Annotated in this window: 21 protein-coding genes; 8 read left to right on the forward strand and 13 right to left on the reverse strand. The window is 66.0% G+C overall.

Annotated features, from left to right (window positions below; all coding sequences use genetic code 11):
• Window positions 1–98 precede the first annotated feature (98 nt).
• Window positions 99–1,547 carry an amino acid permease gene (locus tag D6M19_RS01740; protein ID WP_123023418.1) on the forward strand — a complete coding sequence of 483 codons (1,449 nt, stop codon included), beginning with the start codon at window positions 99–101 and terminating at the stop codon, window positions 1,545–1,547.
• Window positions 1,544–2,428 carry a universal stress protein gene (locus tag D6M19_RS01745; protein WP_164478288.1) on the forward strand — a complete coding sequence of 295 codons (885 nt, stop codon included), beginning with the start codon at window positions 1,544–1,546 and terminating at the stop codon, window positions 2,426–2,428. The genes D6M19_RS01740 and D6M19_RS01745 overlap by 4 nt, the downstream gene beginning before the upstream one ends.
• 27 nt (window positions 2,429–2,455) lie before the next feature.
• On the opposite strand, the gene D6M19_RS01750 is transcribed toward D6M19_RS01745, so the two are convergent.
• Window positions 2,456–3,127, reverse strand: coding sequence for a hypothetical protein (locus tag D6M19_RS01750; protein WP_123023420.1), 672 nt, complete (start codon window positions 3,125–3,127; stop codon window positions 2,456–2,458).
• 140 nt (window positions 3,128–3,267) lie between these two features.
• Complete coding sequence (locus tag D6M19_RS01755) at window positions 3,268–3,963, reverse strand: GAF and ANTAR domain-containing protein (RefSeq protein ID WP_123023421.1); 696 nt, start codon at window positions 3,961–3,963, stop codon at window positions 3,268–3,270.
• Window positions 3,964–4,206: 243 nt separating this feature from the next.
• Here D6M19_RS01755 and D6M19_RS01760 point away from each other — a divergent pair, with 243 nt between their 5' ends.
• The 4 genes from D6M19_RS01760 (at window position 4,207) to D6M19_RS01775 (ending at window position 8,520) form a co-directional block, all read left to right on the forward strand.
• Entirely contained in the window at window positions 4,207–5,463 is a 1,257-nt protein-coding gene (locus tag D6M19_RS01760; protein WP_123023422.1) for an acetyl-CoA acetyltransferase, read from the forward strand.
• A complete protein-coding gene (locus D6M19_RS01765) occupies window positions 5,463–7,019 on the forward strand; it encodes a carotenoid oxygenase family protein (RefSeq protein ID WP_123023423.1) in 1,557 nt (518 codons plus the stop codon). Before D6M19_RS01760 ends, D6M19_RS01765 begins: the two co-directional genes overlap by 1 nt.
• Window positions 7,020–7,052: 33 nt before the next feature.
• Complete coding sequence (locus D6M19_RS01770) at window positions 7,053–7,898, forward strand: winged helix-turn-helix transcriptional regulator (RefSeq protein WP_123023638.1); 846 nt, start codon at window positions 7,053–7,055, stop codon at window positions 7,896–7,898.
• A 175-nt stretch (window positions 7,899–8,073) separates the two neighbouring features.
• The gene (locus D6M19_RS01775) at window positions 8,074–8,520 is read left to right on the forward strand and encodes an Hsp20/alpha crystallin family protein (protein WP_123023424.1); all 447 of its coding nucleotides are present in this window, start codon (window positions 8,074–8,076) and stop codon (window positions 8,518–8,520) included.
• A gap of 70 nt (window positions 8,521–8,590) precedes the next feature.
• Here D6M19_RS01775 and D6M19_RS01780 read toward each other — a convergent pair whose 3' ends face one another.
• Genes D6M19_RS01780 through D6M19_RS01790 form a run of 3 tightly spaced genes read right to left on the reverse strand, consistent with a single transcriptional unit; the run spans window position 8,591 to window position 10,389 of the window.
• Window positions 8,591–9,187, reverse strand: a complete 597-nt coding sequence (locus D6M19_RS01780) for a GNAT family N-acetyltransferase (RefSeq protein WP_123023639.1) — start codon at window positions 9,185–9,187, stop codon at window positions 8,591–8,593.
• Entirely contained in the window at window positions 9,184–9,615 is a 432-nt protein-coding gene (locus D6M19_RS01785) for a hypothetical protein (protein ID WP_123023425.1), read from the reverse strand. Before D6M19_RS01785 ends, D6M19_RS01780 begins: the two co-directional genes overlap by 4 nt.
• A 9-nt stretch (window positions 9,616–9,624) precedes the next feature.
• Window positions 9,625–10,389 (reverse strand): alpha/beta hydrolase, encoded by a 765-nt coding sequence (locus D6M19_RS01790; RefSeq protein ID WP_123023426.1) that lies wholly within the window; start codon window positions 10,387–10,389, stop codon window positions 9,625–9,627.
• Window positions 10,390–10,435: 46 nt separating this feature from the next.
• Between D6M19_RS01790 and D6M19_RS01795 the strand changes: the two genes are divergently transcribed.
• A complete protein-coding gene (locus D6M19_RS01795; RefSeq protein WP_123023427.1) occupies window positions 10,436–10,882 on the forward strand; it encodes a cupin domain-containing protein in 447 nt (148 codons plus the stop codon).
• On the opposite strand, the gene D6M19_RS01800 is transcribed toward D6M19_RS01795, so the two are convergent.
• A complete protein-coding gene (locus D6M19_RS01800; RefSeq protein ID WP_123023428.1) occupies window positions 10,872–11,600 on the reverse strand; it encodes a 3-keto-5-aminohexanoate cleavage protein in 729 nt (242 codons plus the stop codon). The genes D6M19_RS01795 and D6M19_RS01800 overlap by 11 nt on opposite strands.
• A 49-nt stretch (window positions 11,601–11,649) precedes the next feature.
• On the opposite strand from D6M19_RS01800, the gene D6M19_RS01805 reads away from it, so the two are divergent.
• A complete protein-coding gene (locus D6M19_RS01805; protein WP_123023429.1) occupies window positions 11,650–13,356 on the forward strand; it encodes an NAD-binding protein in 1,707 nt (568 codons plus the stop codon).
• A 124-nt stretch (window positions 13,357–13,480) separates the two neighbouring features.
• Here the strand turns inward: D6M19_RS01805 and D6M19_RS01810 are convergent, their stop codons facing one another.
• From D6M19_RS01810 to D6M19_RS01840, 7 genes are all read right to left on the reverse strand, one after another.
• Window positions 13,481–14,371 (reverse strand): amidohydrolase family protein, encoded by an 891-nt coding sequence (locus D6M19_RS01810; protein WP_123023430.1) that lies wholly within the window; start codon window positions 14,369–14,371, stop codon window positions 13,481–13,483.
• Window positions 14,372–14,456: 85 nt separating this feature from the next.
• Window positions 14,457–14,894: a type II toxin-antitoxin system Rv0910 family toxin gene (locus D6M19_RS01815; protein ID WP_123023431.1), complete on the reverse strand. Its 438-nt coding sequence runs from the start codon at window positions 14,892–14,894 to the stop codon at window positions 14,457–14,459.
• Window positions 14,895–14,897: 3 nt separating this feature from the next.
• The gene (locus D6M19_RS01820) at window positions 14,898–15,080 is read right to left on the reverse strand and encodes an antitoxin (RefSeq protein WP_123023432.1); all 183 of its coding nucleotides are present in this window, start codon (window positions 15,078–15,080) and stop codon (window positions 14,898–14,900) included.
• A gap of 47 nt (window positions 15,081–15,127) precedes the next feature.
• A complete protein-coding gene (locus D6M19_RS01825) occupies window positions 15,128–17,533 on the reverse strand; it encodes a cation-translocating P-type ATPase (RefSeq protein ID WP_123023433.1) in 2,406 nt (801 codons plus the stop codon).
• Window positions 17,530–19,104 carry a serine hydrolase gene (locus tag D6M19_RS01830; protein WP_123023640.1) on the reverse strand — a complete coding sequence of 525 codons (1,575 nt, stop codon included), beginning with the start codon at window positions 19,102–19,104 and terminating at the stop codon, window positions 17,530–17,532. The genes D6M19_RS01825 and D6M19_RS01830 overlap by 4 nt, the downstream gene beginning before the upstream one ends.
• A 42-nt stretch (window positions 19,105–19,146) precedes the next feature.
• Entirely contained in the window at window positions 19,147–20,274 is a 1,128-nt protein-coding gene (locus D6M19_RS01835; RefSeq protein WP_123023434.1) for an MBL fold metallo-hydrolase, read from the reverse strand.
• Window positions 20,275–20,280: 6 nt separating this feature from the next.
• Window positions 20,281–21,015 (reverse strand): enoyl-CoA hydratase, encoded by a 735-nt coding sequence (locus D6M19_RS01840; RefSeq protein WP_123023435.1) that lies wholly within the window; start codon window positions 21,013–21,015, stop codon window positions 20,281–20,283.
• Window positions 21,016–21,039: the final 24 nt, after the last annotated feature.

A 21,039-nucleotide genomic window follows, 5' to 3' on the forward strand; every position in this document is an offset into this window, starting at 1 on the left:
GCGACCATGGGTTAGCCCCCTCCAAGGGTCACCTTCTCGATTCCAGCGCAGCGATCGCGTCTGCTGCGTAATGATCGTGATGACCCAAGGAGGAGCCCGTGACAGCACTTCGTGAACAAGTCTTGCGCCGTAAACCGGTGGCGGAGATGGCCGCCGAAACCGGCGCCGACACCGGAACCAGTGAGCTCAAACGCACGATCGGTTTGTGGAGCCTCTCGGCGATCGGCATCGGCGGCACGATCGGCACCGGCATTTTCTTCATCCTCAGTCAGGCGGTGCCGTTGGCGGGACCGGCGGTGATCTTCTCGTTCCTGCTTGCCGGACTCGTCGCCGGGCTGACCGCGGTGTGCTACGCCGAACTCGCGGGGGCAGTACCGGTGGCCGGCTCGTCGTATTCGTACACCTACGCGACGTTGGGCGAGTTCGTGGCCATGGGGGTCGGCGCCTGTCTACTGCTCGAATGGGGTGTGGCAGGCGCGGCGGTCGCGGTCGGCTGGTCGGAGTACCTCAACCAGTTCATCGGCAACGTCTTCGGTGTCCAGATACCCGAGGCGCTGTCGAACGCGCCGGAACAGGGCGGCATCATCAACCTGCCTGCGGTAATCCTGATCATCATGTGCGCCATGCTGTTGATCCGCGGCGTCAGCGAGTCGGCGAAGACCAACGCCGTCATGGTCGTCATCAAGATCGCGGTGCTGATCATGTTCATCGTCATCGGTGTGCAGGGCTGGAATGCTGACAACCTGGACAATTTTGCCCCGTTCGGCTTCGCAGGCATCACGGCCGCAACTGGCGTCATCTTCTTCAGCTTTGTCGGCCTGGACAGCGTCGCCGCCGCGGGCGAGGAAGCAAAAAACCCGAGGCGAAACCTCCCGCTCGCGATCATGATCGCGCTTGGCACCGTCACACTTCTATACGTGCTGACGGCGCTCGTCGGGGTGGCGGCCCAGTCGACCGAGGAGTTCGACGGTCAGGAAGCCGGGCTGGCCCAGATCCTCGAGAACGTCGTGGGTGCATCGTGGCCGGGCACCGTGCTCGCGGCGGGCGCGATCATCTCGATCTTCAGCGTGACCCTGGTGTCGATCTACGGACAGACCCGCATCCTGTTCGCGATGTCGCGTGACGGCATGATCCCCGAGATCTTCCACCGGGTGAATCCGCGCACGCTGACCCCGATCCACAACACGGTCATCGTCGCCTGCGTCATCGGCCTTATGGCCGGCCTCATCCCGATCAACTTCCTCGCCGAGATGACGAGTATCGGAACGCTGGTGGCCTTCATCGCCGTCTCGATCGGCGTGATGGTGCTGCGAAAGCGGGCGCCCGACCTGCCGCGCAGCTTCAAGGTTCCGCTGTATCCAGTCACCCCGATCCTGTCGATCGCCGGCGCGCTGTGGATCGTCTATAACTTGCGGCCAATCACGATCTACGTGTTCCTGATCTGGGTCGCCGTGGCGTTCGTGTGGTACTTCTTCTACTCGCGCCACCACTCTCATCTGGGCCGCGACGAGCACGTCGGCCTCGCCGCGGAGGGCAACCAACCGTGACGATCGTCGTTGGTTACCCGCCGAACCGGAAAGGCAAGGCGGTGCTGAACCTCGCCGCCCTACTGGCCCGTTCCAGCGGTGAGGATCTCGCCGTGTGTGTCGTCGCACCAGGGTCGTGGCTGCCCGGTCTGGTCCGGGAGGATGCCGCCTACCAGAGTCAGATCGACGATATGACCGACGGTGCGCTGGCCCAGGCCCGCTCCGAACTGCCCGCCGACGTGTCGGCGACCTTCACAACGGTCAAGGCTCGCTCGGCTCCCACCGGCTTGCTTGAGGCGGCCGAGCAGCACAAGGCCAGCATGATCGCTGTCGGCTCGTCGGCGGCCGGGCTGTTCGGCCACGTCGCGCTGAGCAGTGTCGCCGACCGGCTGCTGCACAGCTCACCGATCCCGGTTGCGTTGGCGCCCCGCGGTTTTCGATCAGGCGATACGGCCAAGTTCACCCGCGTGACGGTCGCGTACACCGGCACCGAACATTGCGATTCGATGTTGCGCACCGCTGCCGATCTGGCCGGCAAAATCGGCGCGAAAATGCGTCTGGCGTCGTTCGCCGTCCAGCACGCACCGCCCGTGACGGCCATGTTCCGGACCGAGTCGGCGGGCGTGCTCGCCGAGTGGACTACGAACATCCAGGAGTCGGCGCACCGAGTGCTTGGCGACTCGACAGAGCCGGGCGGTCACGATGTCGTGATCGGTCACGGCAGCGACTGGGAGGCTGCACTGCACGACGTCGACTGGGGAGACGGCGATCTGCTGGTGGTCGGATCGAGCGAATCGGGCCCCATTGCCCGGGTGTTCCTGGGATCTCGCGCCGCCAAGATCATCCGGCACAGCCCGGTGCCCGTCCTCGTCGTACCCCGTGAGGCGGCCGAGTCGCCGTAGTCGCGCGAACCATTCGGCCGTCGTCGATCACGGGAAGGTGCCCATACCATCACCGATGTAGATCCACGCGTCACCAGGCACCTCGGGGGCGACGACATGGCACCAGTTGCTCCGGCAGAGCTCGGGCTCGACGAGTTGAACCTGACCCGGCTGCTTGGCGATCGGAATGCCGTTGGCGTTCCGGTACTCGGTGCCGTTGCCGTCCGGCTTGTCGAAGATATCGGTGGCCATGATCACCGTCGCGGTCTTGCCCGCCTGGCCTGCCTGGCCCCCGCACTCGAGCGTGTCGGTCGACGTCCATGGGCCGGGATTCCACAGGTTGTACGGTATTTCGGGCCCCGTCGCTGTGCCGCGGGCGATGCCGTCGTCGCCGATGGTGCCCTTGAATTGGGCGGTTCCTTTGTTGTCGCGCCAGACGATGGTGAATTGGATGTCGCGGCCGGTGATGCTGCCGGTGACATCTCCGTACGTGGGATTGATCCCTCCCGAAGCTGTGCCGACCCCAGGCCCGATGCTCGACCCGTTCGCCTGCGGAAACACCGTCGTGCGCGTGCCGTCCATGTTGATGTGCAGCAGGTCCCCTTTGACCGTGCAATTGTCAGCGGCCTGCGCTGTGGGCGCCACTTGCAGTGCGGCCCCACATAGAGCGGCGGCGGCGAACGCGAACTGGGCCTGTTTCTTGATCGGTATGGCGGACATAAGAATTGCCTTTCGGTGAATTTCAAGCACACGCATTTACAGCCCGACCTGTCGGCAGTGTAAATACATTCAGCCGGTTCAATTCTGTTTTGGACTATTTGCCCGGAACGCCATCGCGATTTATCTGAATTGTCAATTAGTCAGCGGTTCCCGTCGCCGCGCGTCTCGATCACGCGCGCGGCGACATCGACGAGTTTGGTATTGCTGTCCTGCGACAGGCGGCGCAGCATCTCGAAGGCACGGACGTCGTCGACGCCATAGCGCTCCATGATGATGCCCTTCGCCTGACCGATGCGGTCGCGGGTGGACAGTGCCGACTGAAGCTCCTCCCCCTCGCGGCTGGCCAGGATCGCCGCCGCCGCATGGGCCGCCAACACGATGCCGATCGTCTCGGCTTCCCCGTCGAACGCGTGCGGCTTGAACGCGAACAGGTTGAGCGCGCCTGCGGTGCGGGCGGCGGTGTACAGCTTGAAGGACAGCCCGCTGAGAACACCGAGCTCAACCACCTCGGGCGAGTACTGCGGCCAGCGTTCTTCGGTGCGGAAATCGTCGGTGCGCACGATCACCTCGTCGAGCGCCGCCTCGACGCACGGCCCCTCGCCGTACTTCATCTGCAGTTCGTCCAGCTGGTGTGGCAGGTCCGAGGTGGCGCCGAACGAGTCCCATTTACCGCCCTTGCCGATCATCAGCACTCCGGCGCTGTCAACCCCGGGGATCAGCTCCTTGGCGGCGGCGGTGACATCGCCAAGCACCTCCTCGACGGTGCGCGGCGCAGCGGCCGCGCGCGCGAGCTCGGCCATCCGCACTGCCAGATCGTGGTTCCGCGGTTCGGTCATGATCAAAGTGTTCCCATTCGGGCATTGACACACACACGCGCTGGTCGGCGAATGACACGAAGTGCCTGATCAACGTTTGTCTTCTGCTGAGCCTGGTAATGCTGCGGGGCAGGTGGGTGCGACGGTCGACCGCCGCGCCTGCTGAGGTCTCGTCGGTTCAGACTACGAGCCGGCGGGGCCGCCCGTTTCTCTCTGATCGCCAACGCCCTCCAGTCACTCTGTTAGTTGTAGTATCGTCCGCTCATGGGCAGCTCCACAAGTGTCTGGATCCTCGGCGGCTACCAAAGCGACTTCAGCCGAAATTTGACCCGCGAAGGCCTCGATTTCGCCGACCTGACCCGCGAAGTGGTCGAGGCCACCCTCACCGCCGCGAGCGTCGACGCCGACGCGATCGGCGTCGTGCACGTTGCCAACGCGTTCGGTGAGCTGTTCGCACGTCAGGCGCACCTCGGGGCGATGCCCGCGACCGTGCACGAAGGGCTGTGGGACACACCGTCGTCGCGGCACGAGGCGGCGTGCGCGTCCGGCAGCGTCGCCACCCTGGCCGCGATCGCCGATCTGCGGTCCGGTGCATATGAGACCGCCTTGGTGGTCGGCATCGAATTGGAGAAGACCGTGCCCGGCGACACCGCCGCCGAACACCTCGGTGCCGCGGCCTGGATCGGGCACGAGGGCGCCGACGCAAAGTTCATGTGGCCGAACCAGTTCGCCCGCGTCGCCGACGAATACGACAAGCGGTACGGCCTCGACGAAACCCACCTGCGCGCGATCGCGCAATTGAACTTCGCCAACGCACGATTGAACCCCAACGCCCAGACCCGCGGTTGGACCGTCCCCGACCTGCGGGCCGGACGCGACGCAGACTCCGACCTCGGCAATCTCGACGATGAGCTCAACCCCGTCATCGACGGCAGGCTGCGCCGCTTCGACTGCAGCCAGATGACCGACGGCGCCGCGGGCCTCGTCCTTGTCACCGATGACTACCTGCGCGAGCACCCCGGTGCCCGTCCGATCGGGCGGATCGACGGCTGGGGGCACCGCACCGTGGGGCTGGGCCTGCAGCAGAAGCTCGACCGCTCCGCAGACCAGCCCTACGTTCTGCCACACGTGCGCGGTGCGGTGCTCGACGCGTTCGACCGCGCCAACGTGACCCTCGACGACGTCGATGGTTTCGAGGTGCACGACTGCTTCACACCGAGCGAATACCTCGCCATCGACCACATCGGGCTCACCGGCCCCGGCGAGTCGTGGAAGGCCGTCGAGAACGGCGAGATCGAGATCGGCGGGGCGCTGCCGATCAACCCCAGCGGCGGGCTCATCGGCGGCGGCCACCCCGTTGGCGCATCGGGTGTCCGGATGCTCCTCGATGCCGCCAAACAGGTCAGTGGCGCTGCCGGCGAGTATCAAATCGACGGGGCAAAGACGTTCGGCACGTTGAACTTCGGCGGGAGCACCGCAACAACGGTGAGTTTCGTCGTCGGATCGGCAAAGGAGTTCTGATGGATGTTGAGGTGGTCGGCAAGTTCCTGTCGACGCTGCCCGAAGACGATGACCATCCCTACCGCACCGGCCCGTGGCGGCCGCAGACCACGGAGTGGGATGCCGACGATCTCACCGCCGTCGAGGGTGAGATTCCGCGCGATCTCGACGGGGTGTATCTGCGCAACACCGAGAACCCTTTGCATCCGTCGCTGAAGTTCTACCATCCGTTCGACGGCGACGGCATGATCCACATCGTCGGGTTCCGGGACGGAAAAGCGTTCTACCGCAACCGATTCGTCCGGACCGACGGGCTGGCGGCCGAAGACGAAGCCGGTGGCGCACTGTGGCCCGGGCTGGCCGAGCCCGTGCAGGTCGCCAGGCGCGACTACGGCTGGGGTGCGCGCACGCTGATGAAGGACGCGTCGAGCACCGACGTCACCGTGCACCGCGGTACCGCGCTGACCAGTTTCTACCAGTGCGGCGATCTCTACCGCGTCAACCCGTTCACCGCCGAAACCCTTGGCAAGGAAGACTTCAACGGCGGCTTCCCGGTCGACTGGGGCGTCTCCGCACACCCCAAGGTCGACGACGCCACCGGCGAACTGTTGTTCTTCAGCTACAGCAAGCAGGCCCCGTACATGCGCTACGGCGTGGTCGACGCCGACAACAATCTGGCACACCTCACCGATATCCCGCTGCCGGGCCCGCGGCTGCCACACGATATGGCCTTCACGCCGAATTACGCGATTCTCAACGACTTTCCGTTGTTCTGGGATCCAAAGCTGCTCGAGGCCAACATCCATCTGCCCGGATTCCACCCGGATATGCCGTCCCGGTTCGCGGTCATCCCGCGCCGCGGCGGCCCGCAGGACATCAGATGGTTCGAGGCCGACCCGACGTTCGTGCTGCACTTCACCAACGCCTACGAGGTCGGCGACGAGATCGTGCTCGACGGCTTCTACGAGGGCGACCCCGCGCCGGTGGACAGCCTCACAGGTGACAGTCCCCCGCAAGCGGGAGGTGCCCCCAAGGAGAAGGCGTTCCGGTTCCTCGCTCTCGACCGGCTGCAGACCCGACTGCGGCGGTGGCGCTTCAACCTGGTCACCGGCGCCACGACCGAAGAGCAGCTGACCGAGAGCATCACCGAGTTCGGCATGATCAACTCCGCCTACGGCGGTCTCGACTACCGCTATACCTACGCCGCGACGGGAAAGCCCGGCTGGTTCCTGTTCGACGGACTGGTCAAACACGATCTTCGCACCGGCTCCGAGGAGCGGTTTGCGTTCGACGACGGCGTCTTCGGCAGCGAGACCGCGATGGCGCCGCGGTCAAGGGTCGCCGGCGGAGCGGTGCCAGCGGAGGACGACGGCTATCTGGTGACCCTGACCACCGACATGAACGACGACGCGTCCTACTGCCTGGTGTTCGACGCCGCAAGGGTGGGCGACGGCCCGGTGTGCAAACTGCTTTTGCCGGAACGGATCTCGAGCGGAACCCACTCGACGTGGGCGGACGGATCGGCACTGCGGCGCTGGCATCAGGTCGACGACGCGCCCGCCGCAATCGGGCTTTAGGTGGCGCAGCGCGAGCCCAACGCCGTCGCCCACATGCTCGGGCTGCTTGGCGACGAGTGGACGCTGCTGGTGTTGCAGCAAGCGCTCATGGGCGCCACCCGGTACGGCGATTTCCAGACCCGGCTGCCGATCTCACACTCGGTGTTGTCCAGTCGACTTCGGTCACTTGCGGAAAACGAGTTGTTGAAGCGTCGGGTCTACCAGACGAACCCGCCGCGCTCCGAGTATCTGACCACTGCGCGAAGTCGTTCGTTGTGGCCGATGCTGGTGTCGATCTGGAGCTGGGAATGCCTCTGGGTGCCGGAACACCCGGACCCATTGCCCCTCATGCACCACGCCGTCTGCGACGAGACCTTTGCTCCGGTGGTCGCCTGCGGTTCGTGCAGCGAACCCGTCAGCGAGAAAGATGTTGTCGCGCAGTGGGGCCCGAGCGGTTCGTGGCCGCGATCGATCCCTGCGGCGGTGACCCGGCGACGGTCGGCGACGAGCCAGGCCGGGCTTTTCCCGCAGACGATGACCGTGCTCGGCAATCGGTGGGCGTTCGCGATTCTGGTCGCGGCATTCGTCGGCGTCAGCCGGTTCACCGACTTTCAGACACAGCTCAACGCCCCGCCGGGCTCGATAGCCGACCGCCTCGGGATTTTTGTGGCGAACGGGGTACTGGTCGGCACGGACAACCGGTACCGCCTCACCGAGAAGGGCCGCGCCCTCTTCCCGGTGCTGATATCCGCGCTGCAGTGGGCCCAGCGATGGTTCCCCGCGCCAGAGGGTCCGGCGGTGGAGCTGACACACACGGCATGCGGCGGGCGGTTTTCCGCCGTCATGACCTGCGACAAGTGCACCCGGCCGCTGCGCGGAGCCGACATCTCGGCGGCCTAGCCGTGTGACCCACTCTTCGAGCCTGCTGGGAGATCGTGAATTCGCGTCAAAACACGATCTGTCAGCAGTTTCGGTCTAGCACTCTCGGGGTGAGAGTGCTAATATCGGCGGTGCACAGTGATTGGCTGCCCGCCGGGGTGGCGGGCTTCTGAGTCGCTATAGGAGGTGAATTACTGTGCTTCGTTTTGATCCGTTCAGTGACCTTGATGTTCTGACCCGGGGCTTGCTGACCAGCCAGACCGGATCAAATCGCGCACCCAGGTTCATGCCGATGGACCTGTGCAAGCTCGACGACCACTACGTCCTGACGGCCGATCTGCCCGGCGTCGATCCGGGCTCGGTCGACGTCGACGTGGACAACGGCACGCTGACGATCTCGGCGCATCGCACCGCCCGCAGCGACGACTCCGTCCAATGGCTGACCAACGAGCGCTTCTTCGGCAGCTATCGGCGGCAACTCTCGCTCGGTGAAGGCATCGACTCGGCCGCGATCTCCGCGACCTACGAGAACGGCGTGCTGACCGTCACGATCCCGATGGCAGAACGCGCCAAGCCGCGCAAGATCGACATCGCCCACGGCGGAGACCAGAAGAGCATTCCGACCACGGTCGACGCCGAGTAAACACACCTCGAAACTGCGGGCGGATCGCGGATCGGCACGATCTCGCGATCTGCCCGCAATCTCGGCCCACCTACGCGTTGCGGTCCAACCGGAACCGCAGATGCGTACGGACAGTCGGCCATTCGACGTCCAGAATCGAGTAGACCACGGTGTCCCGCCGCGTCCCGTCGGGCACCAGCTGATGGCTGCGCAGGATCCCGTCGAGCTTCGCGCCGAGTCGCTCGATCGCTGTGCGGCTGGCGAAATTGAAAAAGTGCGTGCGGAATTCCACTGCCACACAATTCAATACGTCGAAGGCGTGGCCCAGCATCAGTAGCTTGGTCTCGGTGTTGACGCCGCTGCGCCGCGCCGATGCGCCATACCAGGTATTCCCGATTTCGAGTCGACGGTTGGGCGCGTCGACGTTCAGGTAGCTCGACGAGCCGATCAGCGCGCCGTCGAATCGGCGCACCACGAAGGTCAACCCGGTGTCGGGCCTCTGCAGAGCGAGTCGCATGTCCACCCATTGCGAGGCGGTCTGCGGAGACGGCGCACCCGTGAACCACAGGCTGCCGACGTCACCGTCGGCCGCCGCCGCCGCGATCTCCGGGACATGCTCACGGCTAAGGGGTTCCAGCGATACCCAGCGCTCACCGGCCAACCTCACCGGCTCGACGAAGCCACTCATGATCGCCGCCCGCCAGCCGCCCACGCCGCCACCATCGCCCACACCGACAACACAATCGCAAAGCCCGTCACGACCGCACCGATGTAGAAGCCATAGCCCGCCGACACCGGGGCCTGTACATACAGCCGGTAGTACCACATCGTCAGAACGGCGATCAACACCGAGATCGCCAGCGCCGCAGAGGATGCCACCCGGGCCGACAAGCCACGCGCCGCCATCGCGCCTGCGACGATCAGCGCCGAAGCCAACAACGCGATGAGCTGACCCGCACTGAAATGCGGCGGCAACGACAGGTTTCCGACCACACCGCCGACCGCGTTGGCGTGACCACCACCCGCCGCACGGGTGGTCAGCCACGGCAGCCACACCGCCACCGCGAGGATCGCGGCGCAGAACGCGACCAGCCAGCCCGGGCTCAGTCGAACCATGTGTTGAGACTATCGGGTGTGCACCGCCGTCCAGCTCAGCGCGTGATCCGCCACGTCTTCCCAGCCGTCCAGCACCGTGATGAGGTGCGGGCTGCCGCGGAAGACCTTGAAGTCCGTCGGCGCCGACGAACGCCGGTAGCGATTGAAGTTCTCGTAGACCACCGACGCCGGCATCAGGTGGTCACGGTCACCCGCGATCAGCAGCAGCGGTGCGCGGTCGGCGTTCGCGAAGTCGACCGCACTGGCCGCCCTCGACTTCGGTAGGAGGTCGGCGGTGGACACGTCGAACAGCGCAGCGCCGGGAGCCGGTATCGCCAGCTCGGAGTGCCATCGATCGGAGCAGGCCCGCGAGATCGTGTTGGCGAAGGCGTAATGAAAATGTGCCGCGCTGATCGGCACGGCTTTCCCCCGGTTGCGTGGATCGCGCAGCCACGGCCATGCCGAACGCCACATCGACAACGGGGCCCGCAGTACGCCGCGCGGCTTCGACGGCTGAATCGCAACCCCCGCGCGTCCAAGTCCGCGGTCGAGCAGCAACTGGGTGATCAACCCACCCATCGAGTGTCCGATGATGATCGGGGCGTCGGGCAGGGACGCGACGAACGCATCGAAGTGCTCGGTGGCTTCGACCAATCCGATTCCGGGATCAGTCGGCCAGTCGGGCGCGTGCACGACGTGGCCTGCGGATCGGTACCTTTCGACCCACCCCCGCCAGCTATCGACCGACAACCACAGTCCGTGGATCAGCACAATCGGCGCCGCTTCATTCGACATCGTCTCTAGTGTGGGTCTTTCAGACGACATTGATGGCGGTAATGCGATGAGCGAACTTCCCGATTGGGCGCGGCGGCTCGACCTGTCCCCCCACCCAGAGGGTGGCTGGTTCCGGGAAACGTGGCGCAGTGCACTCACGACACCCCAGTCCGCGCTGCCGCCGGACTACGCCGGTTCGCGAAGCGCAGGGACCGCGATCCTCTTTCTGCTCATGCCCGGCCAGCAGTCGGCCTGGCACACCGTGCGCAGCACAGAACTGTGGCTCTACCATCGGGGCAGCCCGCTGCTACTGGAATTCGGAGCCGAACATGCCAGTGCCGCAACGCATTTGCTCGGCGGCGACATCAACGCGGGCGAGAGCCCGCAGCTGGTTGTGCCCGCCGGGCACTGGCAGCGGGCCTGCCCGCGCGACGACGAGCCGTCGCTGGTCAGCTGTGTCGTGGTGCCCGGATTCGACTTCGCCGACTTTGCGCTGGCCGCTCCTACCGATTGAGCAACTGCACCGCCGCGGCCACCAGCGCCGCGTTGTCGGGGGCAGTTGTGCCGTCGGGCAGCAGCACGGTGTCCTCCATCCCGATCCGAACCTGCAGACCACGCGCGCCCGCGTGTTCCAGCAGAGGCCAACAACTTTGGTCGAGGCCGTGCAGCAGCACCGGGGCGGACGATCCGGCGGCCAATACGTCGCCGAGGACATCGTCGGCGGTGGCGGTGTCGGCGTCAGGACCGAGTTCGACCATCACCCGCATACAGTGCGCGGCGATCTCCGAGGCAGCCCACGAAGCGGCCGCTTCGGCGTGGAAGATGCCCACCTCTACGCCGAGTCCCATCTTCAGCAGCAGATGAGCCAACGGCTCAGACCCCGGCTCGTGCCAGTTCACCGACGCGAAGTCGGGCAGCACCGTCCACGCTTGCACCGTGCGCAGCCGCTCGTCAGGATCCGACAGCGCCCAGAAGCCGGTCGTCACCCCTAGCGGCAGGCCAGGGGCGGCATGCCGCACCGCCTCCACCGCCGCCCCCACGACGTCGGGTTGCAGCGAGTCGACGCCGTCGGGGGTCTTGGGGTGCATATGCACCGCCCGTGCTCCCGCCTCGTGCGCGGCCACGGCCGCAGCCGCGAGCTGCGCGGGGGTGACCGGCAGATTCGGGTGCTGGTCGGGGGTGCGTGCGCCGTTGATGCATGCCTTGATGTAGGTCCTCGCGCTGTTGGGCATGACCCATCTTCACCCCTCGCGGCGCCGTTTTCCGAAGTAACGTGCTCGCATGACGGGCCACATCATTGTCTGCGGTGACGACGCGCTGGCAATGCGGATCGTCGAGGAGCTCACGACGGCCGGTGTGCATGTCGTGACGCTGCAGGACCCGAAAGGCCTGGCCGGGGCGGGGATCCTCGAAGCAGGCGCGGTGGTGTGCGTCGACGATGACGACGCGCTCAACCTCGAAATGGCACTGCTGGCACGGCAAGCCAATTCCGACGTGCGGGTCGTCGCCCGCCTCGCCAATACAGTTCTTCGCGAGGCGATGGCACAGGACAGCGGACCGGGGGCCATCCTCGACGTCGCCGACCTGGCCGCACCGTCGGTCGTCGAGGCGTGCCTGTCCCGTTCCACGCACGTGATTTCGGCGGCGGGCATCGACTTCGTCGTGTCAGGAACGGATGCGCCGCGCGACGCCACCCTGCGCGAGATGTACGGCGATCTGGCACCGGTGGCGGTGATCTACGGCGAGAGTTCGGACGAGCCGGGGGGCGTCGTGGTCTGCCCTGGACGCGACTTCTCCGTCCGCCGGGGCGACTGGACCGCGATGATCGGCACCGCCGACGAGCTCGCCGCCCAGGGCATTGCCCTTCCGAAACCCCTGCCCCGCGTCAGGGCCCGCCGGTCACCGTTGCAGCGGGTGACCGACGCCGTTCGCACGCTGCGCGACGACATCAACCCGATGTTCTACCGCGCACTGGCGGTGTCGATGACTCTGCTCCTCGGTTCGACGGTGCTGCTGCGCTTCACCTACCAACATCCGCCAGGGATGAACTGGATCGACGCGCTGTACTTCAGCACCGAGACCATCGCCACGGTCGGCTACGGCGACTTCAGCTTCATCGATCAGCCGTTGTGGCTGCGGATTTGGGGAATCGGGCTGATGTTCGCGGGCGTCACCACGACGGCGATCCTCGTTGCGTTCATCGCCGACCTGCTGTTGTCGCGCCGGTTGGCGCGTTCGGCCGGACGCAGGCAAGTCAGGCACATGCACCACCACATCGTCGTCGTCGGCCTCGGTTCGTTCGGGATCCGCGTGGCGGGCGACCTCAAGGCGGCCGGGCACGACGTGGTGGCCATCGAACGCAACGAGGACAGCCGCTACCTTGCGGCGGCAGGCGAACTCGGCGTTCCGGTGATCTTCGGCGACGCCACCCTTCGCCAGACGCTCGAGTCGGCGCGCGTCGAGGAAGCCAGCGCCATCGCGGTGCTGACTCAGGACGACATGGTGAACATCGAGGCGGGGATCGTGCTGCACGAGATGCTCGCGTCGCGAACGACGCCCGGCGTCAACCGTCCTCACGTGCCCACCGTCCTGCGGGTCTACGATCGCGCGCTGGGCGCTGCGGTTGCAAACCGGTTCACGTTCGACAATGTGCGCTCAACTGTCGAACTCGCCGCGCCCTGGTTCATCGGGGCGGCGATGGGCCTGCAGGTGTTCGGCACGTTCTCGGTGGGACAGGGATCGTTCATGGTCGGCGGCGTATACGTGAAGCTCGGCAGTGCACTCGACGGCATCCACATGACCGACATACCCACTCAGACGCGCGTCATCGCCGTCACCCGACCCGGCACCGCCGCCCGGTTGCACCCGAGGCGCGGCGACAAGCTCAGCGCGGGCGATACGGCCTACCTGGTGGGGCCGTACCGGGAACTGCTGGACACCCTGCGCAAGGGACAGAGCGCAGGCGACATGGCCCCCGCGACAGGGTAACCGTCGGAAATGCGGGTCACCTTTCCCGCCGAGCAGACGCAAAAGTACCCATTTCACGCGCGTTTCGGGTACATATGCGTCTGCTCGCGCTGGGAACGCTGCTCGCGCTAAGGCGGTGGGAACGCTAGGCGGTGACGCCGAGGACCCGCAGGGCGTTCTCCTTGAAGATCAGCGGCAGCACCTCGGGCTTCATGTCCAGCGCCTCGAAGTCGCGACGCCACCGGTCCACCTCGATGTACGGGTAGTCCGTCCCGAACAGGACCTTGGTGCTCAGCTGACGGTTGGCCGCGCGGACCAGCTGCGGCGGGAAGTACTTGGGCGACCAGCCGGACAGGTCGATGTACACGTTCGCCTTGTGCGTGGCGATCGAGATCTGCGCGTCTACCCACGGCACCGCCGGATGCGCCATCACGATCGTCAGCTCCGGAAAATCGGCGGCGACATCGTCGAGAAGCATCGGGTCGGAGTACCGCAGCTTGACGCCGTGACCGCCCGGCAGTCCGGACCCGATGCCGGTCTGGCCGGTGTGGAACAGCGCGGGCACGCCCGCATCGGCGATCGCGGAGTAGATCGGATAGTAGGCGCGGTCGTTGGGCTCGAAGCCCTGCAGGCTGGGATGGAACTTGAAGCCCTTGACGCCCAGTTCGACCTGGCGCTGCACCCCCTGCACGGCCTCCTCGCCGGTCAGCGGGTCGACGGTGCCGAACGGGATCAGCACGTCGTTGTTTCGCGCCGCGCCTTCGATCAGGTTCTCGACGGAGTTGGGCGGACGGCCCGACACCGTCTGCGAGTCGATGGTGAACACCACAGCCGCGGTGTTGCGCTGCCGGTAGTACTCGGCGACGGAGTCGACAGTGGTCGGCTCGGAGTCCAGCTTGAAGTATTGCTTGGTCGCCGTGATCAGCTCGTCGTCGTATGCGTGGTGGCCATGGTCGTCGGCCTCGACGTGGGTGTGGATGTCGATCGCGTCGACGGCGTCGAAATCGATACCGTAGTCATACTTTTCGCCGGCCATCAGTGCATCCTCCCATGCGACTCGGGCGTGATCAGTTGCGCTGCGCGCAACCAGTCACGTCGAAATCGCTGACTGGTGTAGCCCGTCAGGCCGGGGCGAAGGTGCTCCTGAACCTGTTCAGCGAATCGCGGATGTCGCCCTTCAGCGCCGCGGCGACCACCATGCCGATCGGGCCGAACAACGCGGGGCCGCCGAGATGGACGTCGAAGGTGACCGTCGACCCGTTAGCGGCCGGCTTGACCTTCCCCATCAGCTTGACCTTGACGCCGCCGACACCTTCGCCGTTCAGCGTCATGGCCTCCGACGGTTTGAAGTGGACGATGGTCCACTTGATCCGGTTCGGCATGCCCTTCACCTCGACGATCGACTCGACGACCGCCCCCTTTTCCAGGGTCTCGGGCAGCTTGCTGCGCCAAACCCGGTGAATGGTCAGCCACTCCTTGTAGCGCGACAGATCCGAGGCGCATTCCCATGCCTGCTCTGGCGGCAGTGGAACATCAACGGAGACAGACAGTTTCGCCATGTGTCAGGGCGTTTGCGGATCCGTCTTGTCGACAGCCTTCTTCGCGGCGTCCTGCACCTTGTCGACCTGGCTGGTGTATTTACCTTGAGTCTTCTTGTCGACGATGTCGCCAGCCTTGTCGATCGCGGTCTCCACCTTGTCGGCGTTCTTCGATACGACGCCCTTGACCTTGTCTAGAAATCCCATGGGCTCACCCTACAGCGCCGACGAGCGCTCGTGCGAGGAGCCGTCAGCTACCTCCAGAGCCGTCGGCCGCTCCCGGTGAGGGCACCCTGAACCCACCACAGAACCTCGATGACGGCCGCCCCGACGACGCCGATGCCCAGCGCAATCGAGGTCACCGCGAGGTTCGACGGATCCAGCATGAACATCTTCTGAGCTAGGGGAATTGAGAAAATCACGACATATGCCAGCCCGGAGACGGCGACCAACACCACCCGCCACCACTCGTAGGGCCTTGCCACCACCGCCAGCACCCACACCGCTGTCACCAGCAACGTGATCAGCGCCGCCGTCGAAGCCTGCGTCTGCTGCGTTTCGGTGGCCCCGCGCCCCTCATACGCAACGAGATACGACACGAACGTGGCGATGCCGACCACGAGCCCGGACGGAAGCGCCGACGTCATCACCCGGCGCACGAAGCCCGGATACGCCCGCTCGCTGTTGGGTGCCAGCGACAGCACAAACGCCGGAATGCCGATGGTGAACCAGGCCGCGATCGTGACGTGAATCGGCTGAAACGGGAACGGCAACGGGGCCGACCCGAAGAATTTCGACGCCAGCCCCGCAAAGCCGACCAGCATCGCCAGCAGCACCGAGTACACGGTCTTGGTGAGGAACAGGTTGGACACCCGCTCGATGTTGCCGATGACCCGGCGGCCCTCGGCGACGACGAATGGCAGCGTCGCGAACTTGTTGTCCAACAACACAATCTGGGCCACGGCCCGTGATGCCGCGCTGCCCGCGCCCATCGCGACGCCGATGTCGGCGTCCTTGAGCGCCAGCACGTCGTTGACGCCGTCGCCGGTCATCGCGACCGTGTGCCCTCGGGACTGCAACGCATGCACCATGGCCCGCTTCTGGTCGGGCCGCACCCGGCCGAAGGTGGTGCACTCCTCCAGCGTGTCGGCAAGCTGCTCCGCGTCGTCCGGCAGCTCGCGGGCATCCATCGTCTCGCCATCGAGGCCGAGCGAACCAGCGACCGCACCCACCGAAACCGCGTTGTCCCCGGAGATGACCTTGATCGAAACCTTCTGCGAGGCAAAGTAATCAAGGGTGTCACGAGCGTCGGGCCTGATCCGCTGCTCGAGCACCACCAACGCCACCGGTGTCACGGTGCCAGGCGCGTCGGCATCGTCGACCGGTAGATCACTCGACCCCAGCAGCAGCACCCGCAGGCCCTGGCTGCCGATCTGTTCGGCTTGTTCGGCGGCCGGCGTCGCCGGGCCGAGCAGCACGTCCGGTGCTCCGATCACCCAGTTGCCGTTGTCGCCGTAGGAGGTTCCGCTCCACTTCGTCGCCGACTTGAACGGTGCCGTCGCGGTCGCCGTCCAGCCCGGCGGCATCTTGTACGCCTCGCCGATCGCCTGCATGCTGGCGTTCGGGCGCGGGTCGTCGACGGCCAACTGTGCCAGCACGTTTCCGACGTCACCCTCGTCCAGCCGCTGCAGATCCGATACCCGCATACCGTTTTCGGTCAGCGTGCCGGTCTTGTCGGCGCACACCACGTCGACGCGGGCCAGACCCTCGATCGCGGGCAGCTCGTTGACCAGACACTGCCGCCGGCCAAGCCGAATAACGCCGACGGCGAACGCGACCGAGGTCATCAGCACCAGGCCCTCGGGCACCATCGGAACGAGGGCGCCGACCATGCGCAGCACCGATTCCTGCCAGCCCGCGTCGGTGGTGAAAAGCTGTGTGTAGATGATCAGCAGTCCGGCGGGCACCAGCAGGTAGGTGATGAACTGCAGGATCGTGTTGATCCCGGTGCGCAGTTCGGATTTCACCAGGGTGAACTTGCTGGCTTCCTCGGCCAGCCGCGCGGCATAGGCCTCCCGGCCGACCTTGGTGGCGCGGTACGCGCCACTGCCGGACACCACGAAACTGCCCGACATCACCGGGTCGCCCGCGTCCTTGTCGATGGGGTCGGCCTCACCGGTGAGCAGAGACTCGTCGACTTCGAGGTTGTTCTCCTCGACGATGTCGCCGTCAACGACGATCTGGTCCCCCGGCCCGAGCTCGATGATGTCGTCGAGCACCACGTCGCTGGGCAGTCGCGCCTCTGTTCCGGATTGCCTGCGCACCAACGGTTTCGCCTGCCCGACGATCGCAAGCTTGTCCAGGGTCTGTTTGGCACGCAGTTCCTGGATGATGCCGATCGCGCTGTTGGCGATGATCAGCAGCCCGAAGGCGCCGTTGATGATCGACCCCGTCGACAGCACGATGATCAGCAGCACGCCGAGGATCGCGTTGATCCGGGTGAACACGTTGGCGCGCACGATCTCGGAGACGCTGCGCGCCGCCCGCGTCGGGACGTCGTTGGTCTTGCCCTCGGCGACCCGCGCAGCGACTTCGGCGTCGGACAGCCCGGCGGCGACGACGGCCGCAGCCGCGCTGCCGGCGACCTCGGATCCGGTCATCGGGTGAATGTCCCCTTGCCCATTTCGTCGTAGTACTCCAGCGTCAACTTGTTCCCGTCGAAGGTGGCCTTGCCGATCGATCCCGGTGGGGAGTTCTCGCTGACCCAGTCGTAGGTGAAGACGTTCCCATCCCAATTGATCAGCGGCACCTTGAGTTTTGAGCCCAGCTCGAGCTGCAGATTGCCGTCTTTCCTGCTGACCCGTGCCGGCCCCCAGTACGCGTTGTTGTACGTGCCGACATAAGACGACAGCGGCGCGGATGGAGAAGGGTTCGCCGGTGGCTTCTTGCCGACCAACGAGCCGACGGGCTGCTCGTCCGGCAGGAGCAGTTGTTGGTACAGGTTGAACCAGTCCTCGCGCACCTCGCCGAACTGCACGAGATCGGCGAACTGAGCGTTGAGCGCTTCTGGCACACCGGATGCTGTGCCGTTGGTCAACGCGACGATCGCCACGTCGGCCGACGGGAGGATGACGAAGTTGGTGCCCGCCCCCAATTCGAAGCCGCCCGAATGGCTGAACTGCGTGCGTCCGGCCGATGTGGTGGACACGTTGAAGCCGTAGCCGTAGAACCCCGACCGCATCGCGGGCTCCGACGGCGGGCTCGAGACGATCTGCGGTGAGATCGCCGGCAGCAACGCCTCGGGGTGCACAATCTGCCTTCCCTCGTAAGTACCGTTGCCGAGAACCATCGCCAGCCAGCGCGCCACGTCACTCACCGATGCGCTGGCACCGCCTGCGGGCGCCTCGGGCTGCGCGTCGCGCGTGTAGAGCGGCTCATAGGAGCCGTCGATGTGGATATGGCCGATGGCGCGATTCGGCCTCGCCTCGAAGTCGGAGAACCGGAAACTCGCCGTCGACATCCCCAGCGGCTTCAGCACCGCCTCGTCGGCGAGGTCCTCCCATGACTTGCCCGCGCTTGCAGCCACCGCCTCGGCACCGGCCGTCAACCCGAAGTTGGTGTAGGCATACGAGATTCGGAACGGGTCCAGCGGTTGATCGCGGAGTCGGTCGAGCACGTAGCGGCGGTCATACCCGAGGTCCTCCAGCATGTCGCCCGCGTGGTCGGGCAGCCCGGACCGGTGGGAGAACAGGTCACCGACGTTGACCATCTTGGTGACCGCGGGATCGGAGAGCGCGAACCACGGCAGCTTCGACACGATCGCGGTGTCCCATCCGATCGCCTTCACGCCCACCTGGTGGGCCACGACGGTCGATGAGATCGACTTGGACACCGATGCCAACTGGAACACGGTGTCGGGATCCACCTTCTTGCCCGCTTTGACGTCCCTGACACCAAAACCCTTGGCGTAGATCGTTTTCCCACCGTGCACCACCGCGACCGCCATACCGGGTATACCGGTCTTGCGCATCAGCTCGTCGGCGATTCCGTCCAGCTTGGCGACGGCGTTCTCGACGGCGTTCTCCGGCAGCGGAACACCGGGCACCAGCGGCGGCAGCACATCGGACAGCGTCGGCTTGGGTTCTTCGGCGGACGGTTTCGACTCGCCGGCCGATCCGGAATCGCAGGCTGCCAACACCGATATCGCGGCGGCGGAAGCGATTAGTCGCATGCACAAGACGCTGCCTCTGATCACAGCCAGCACGCTAGCCGGTTATCGCTGCCACCACGGGTCGAACGCAGACGGCGCGCTGGGTGCCGTCGGGTCGATGCGTTCGCCTGGCCTCGGCACCACCACCTCGACGCCCGCCGGATCAGCCGCGGCAAGCAGCCGTTCGATGGGCTCGGCCCACGGGTGCGGCGCGAGCCGAAACGTGGCCCAGTGGATCGGCAGCAACAGCCCCTTTCCGGCTTCGGCGATGTCGAGGTGGGCCCGCACGGCTTCTTCGGGGTTCATGTGAATGTCCGGCCATGCGGGGTGGTAGGCGCCTACCGGCAGCAGCGACACGTCGAACGGCCCGTGATCCATGCCGATCTCGGCGAAGCTCTTCGTATAGCCGGTATCGCCGCCGAAGAACGCCCGATGTCGCGGGCCGATGATCACCCATGACGCCCACAGTGTGGTGTTGCGGGTGAGCAGCCGCCCGGAGAAATGCCGGGCCGGAGTGCACACCAGCGTCAGATCACCGATTTGATGGCTCTCGTGCCAGTCGAGTTCGACGATGCGATTGTCGGGAATTCGCCACTTGCGCAGGTGCGCTCCGACCCCCAACGGCACCACGAACGGCGCGCGCTGACTGTGCGCCAACGCGACGATCGTGTCCATGTCGAGGTGGTCGTAGTGGTCGTGGCTGATGATCACCGCATCCAACGCAGGAAGCGCCTGCAGAGGAACCGGCACCTCGTGCATCCGTTCAGGCCCGACCGTGCGGGACGGCGAGCAGCGCTTGCTCCACACCGGATCGGTCAGCACCCGGTAGCCGTCGACCTCGATCAGCGCCGAGGAGTGCCCGTACCAGCTGGCCGCGAGGTCAACCGGGGTGGTCTGGACCTTCGGCGGCACCGCCAGCGGGATGGGTTTACCCGGCCGCGCCGAGTCGCGCGAGCCGACCAACTCCCAGAGGAGCATGCGCTGCTGCTCCCGGTCCAGGCTGATCGACGACGCCGGATCGACGTTGACGAACACGCCGTCCTGGTAGTTGGGCGAGCGCCGGGCCACCGGCCAGATCTCATCGGGCCGCGCGCCGACGGCCCTCGGAGAGCCCTGCAGCGCCCGCAACACCCAGCCGCTCGCCGCGACGGTGGCCGTCCCGACGGCAAATCGCAGCGCAGCGCCCAGCATGTGCGGTCAGGCTCCCGTGAAGTTCGGCGGACGCTTCTCGATGCGGGCGACCTGTGCCTCGATCACGTCCTGGCTTCCCCAGGCCCTCTCGAACATCTGCTGGTGCTCGGGCCTCGGTTCCTCGTAGGCGCCGTCGTCGTTGAGCACGCGCTTGGCGTGCTGCAGGGCCAACGGCGCGAACCCGGCGATCTCCGCGGCCCAGGCCTGCGCATCGGCCAGTGTCCCGATCCGGTTGGCCAGCCCGGTCTGCAGCGCGACATCTGAGGTGAGCCGCTCTGCGCCGAACAACATTCCCCTTGCCCGCCCGGCTCCAACCAGTGAGGTCAACCGCCGGATACTCCAATTGTCCAGCGCCAAACCATATTTCGCGACGGGGAACTGGAAGTACGCCTCGGGTGCGACGACGCGCAGATCGCAGATCAACGACAGAATGACGCCTGCCCCGATCGCAGGTCCGTTGATCGCACCGATGACCGGTACCGGCGCCTGGTCGATCGCGAGGTTCAGCGCCTTGGCCTTGTCGGGCAGTTCCTCGGCGACACCCGCCGCGTCGGTGAGGTCGGCGCCCGAGCTGAACACGTGGCCCTGGCCGGTCAGCACGATCGCTCGGACATCCTCGGCGGCGGCCTTCTCGACCGCTTCGCGCAATCCGTCGACGAGTTCGCCGTTCAAGGCGTTGCGCCGCTCGGCGCGTTGCATCTCCAGGGTCATCACGTGGCCGTCGCGGGTCACACCAATCATGGGCCAAGCCTATATAGGGTCTTC

The organism is Mycolicibacterium stellerae (assembly GCF_003719305.1).
GTDB lineage: Bacteria > Actinomycetota > Actinomycetes > Mycobacteriales > Mycobacteriaceae > Mycobacterium > Mycobacterium stellerae.

Bases quoted from the DNA above. Each gene is read 5' to 3' on its own strand.
- D6M19_RS01795 (WP_123023427.1), top strand. From the start codon at position 10,436: ATGAGCGAACTTCCCGATTGGGCGCGGCGGCTCGACCTGTCCCCCCAC.
- D6M19_RS01820 (WP_123023432.1), bottom strand. From the start codon at position 15,080: ATGGGATTTCTAGACAAGGTCAAGGGCGTCGTATCGAAGAACGCCGAC.
- D6M19_RS01805 (WP_123023429.1), top strand. From the start codon at position 11,650: ATGACGGGCCACATCATTGTCTGCGGTGACGACGCGCTGGCAATGCGG.
- D6M19_RS01810 (WP_123023430.1), bottom strand. From the start codon at position 14,371: ATGGCCGGCGAAAAGTATGACTACGGTATCGATTTCGACGCCGTCGAC.
- D6M19_RS01835 (WP_123023434.1), bottom strand. From the start codon at position 20,274: ATGCTGGGCGCTGCGCTGCGATTTGCCGTCGGGACGGCCACCGTCGCG.
- D6M19_RS01750 (WP_123023420.1), bottom strand. From the start codon at position 3,127: ATGTCCGCCATACCGATCAAGAAACAGGCCCAGTTCGCGTTCGCCGCC.
- D6M19_RS01840 (WP_123023435.1), bottom strand. From the start codon at position 21,015: ATGATTGGTGTGACCCGCGACGGCCACGTGATGACCCTGGAGATGCAA.
- D6M19_RS01770 (WP_123023638.1), top strand. From the start codon at position 7,053: ATGCTCGGGCTGCTTGGCGACGAGTGGACGCTGCTGGTGTTGCAGCAA.
- D6M19_RS01785 (WP_123023425.1), bottom strand. From the start codon at position 9,615: ATGGTTCGACTGAGCCCGGGCTGGCTGGTCGCGTTCTGCGCCGCGATC.
- D6M19_RS01815 (WP_123023431.1), bottom strand. From the start codon at position 14,894: ATGGCGAAACTGTCTGTCTCCGTTGATGTTCCACTGCCGCCAGAGCAG.
- D6M19_RS01800 (WP_123023428.1), bottom strand. From the start codon at position 11,600: ATGCCCAACAGCGCGAGGACCTACATCAAGGCATGCATCAACGGCGCA.
- D6M19_RS01760 (WP_123023422.1), top strand. From the start codon at position 4,207: ATGGGCAGCTCCACAAGTGTCTGGATCCTCGGCGGCTACCAAAGCGAC.
- D6M19_RS01765 (WP_123023423.1), top strand. From the start codon at position 5,463: ATGGATGTTGAGGTGGTCGGCAAGTTCCTGTCGACGCTGCCCGAAGAC.
- D6M19_RS01780 (WP_123023639.1), bottom strand. From the start codon at position 9,187: ATGAGTGGCTTCGTCGAGCCGGTGAGGTTGGCCGGTGAGCGCTGGGTA.
- D6M19_RS01830 (WP_123023640.1), bottom strand. From the start codon at position 19,104: ATGCGACTAATCGCTTCCGCCGCCGCGATATCGGTGTTGGCAGCCTGC.
- D6M19_RS01825 (WP_123023433.1), bottom strand. From the start codon at position 17,533: ATGACCGGATCCGAGGTCGCCGGCAGCGCGGCTGCGGCCGTCGTCGCC.
- D6M19_RS01790 (WP_123023426.1), bottom strand. From the start codon at position 10,389: ATGTCGAATGAAGCGGCGCCGATTGTGCTGATCCACGGACTGTGGTTG.
- D6M19_RS01755 (WP_123023421.1), bottom strand. From the start codon at position 3,963: ATGACCGAACCGCGGAACCACGATCTGGCAGTGCGGATGGCCGAGCTC.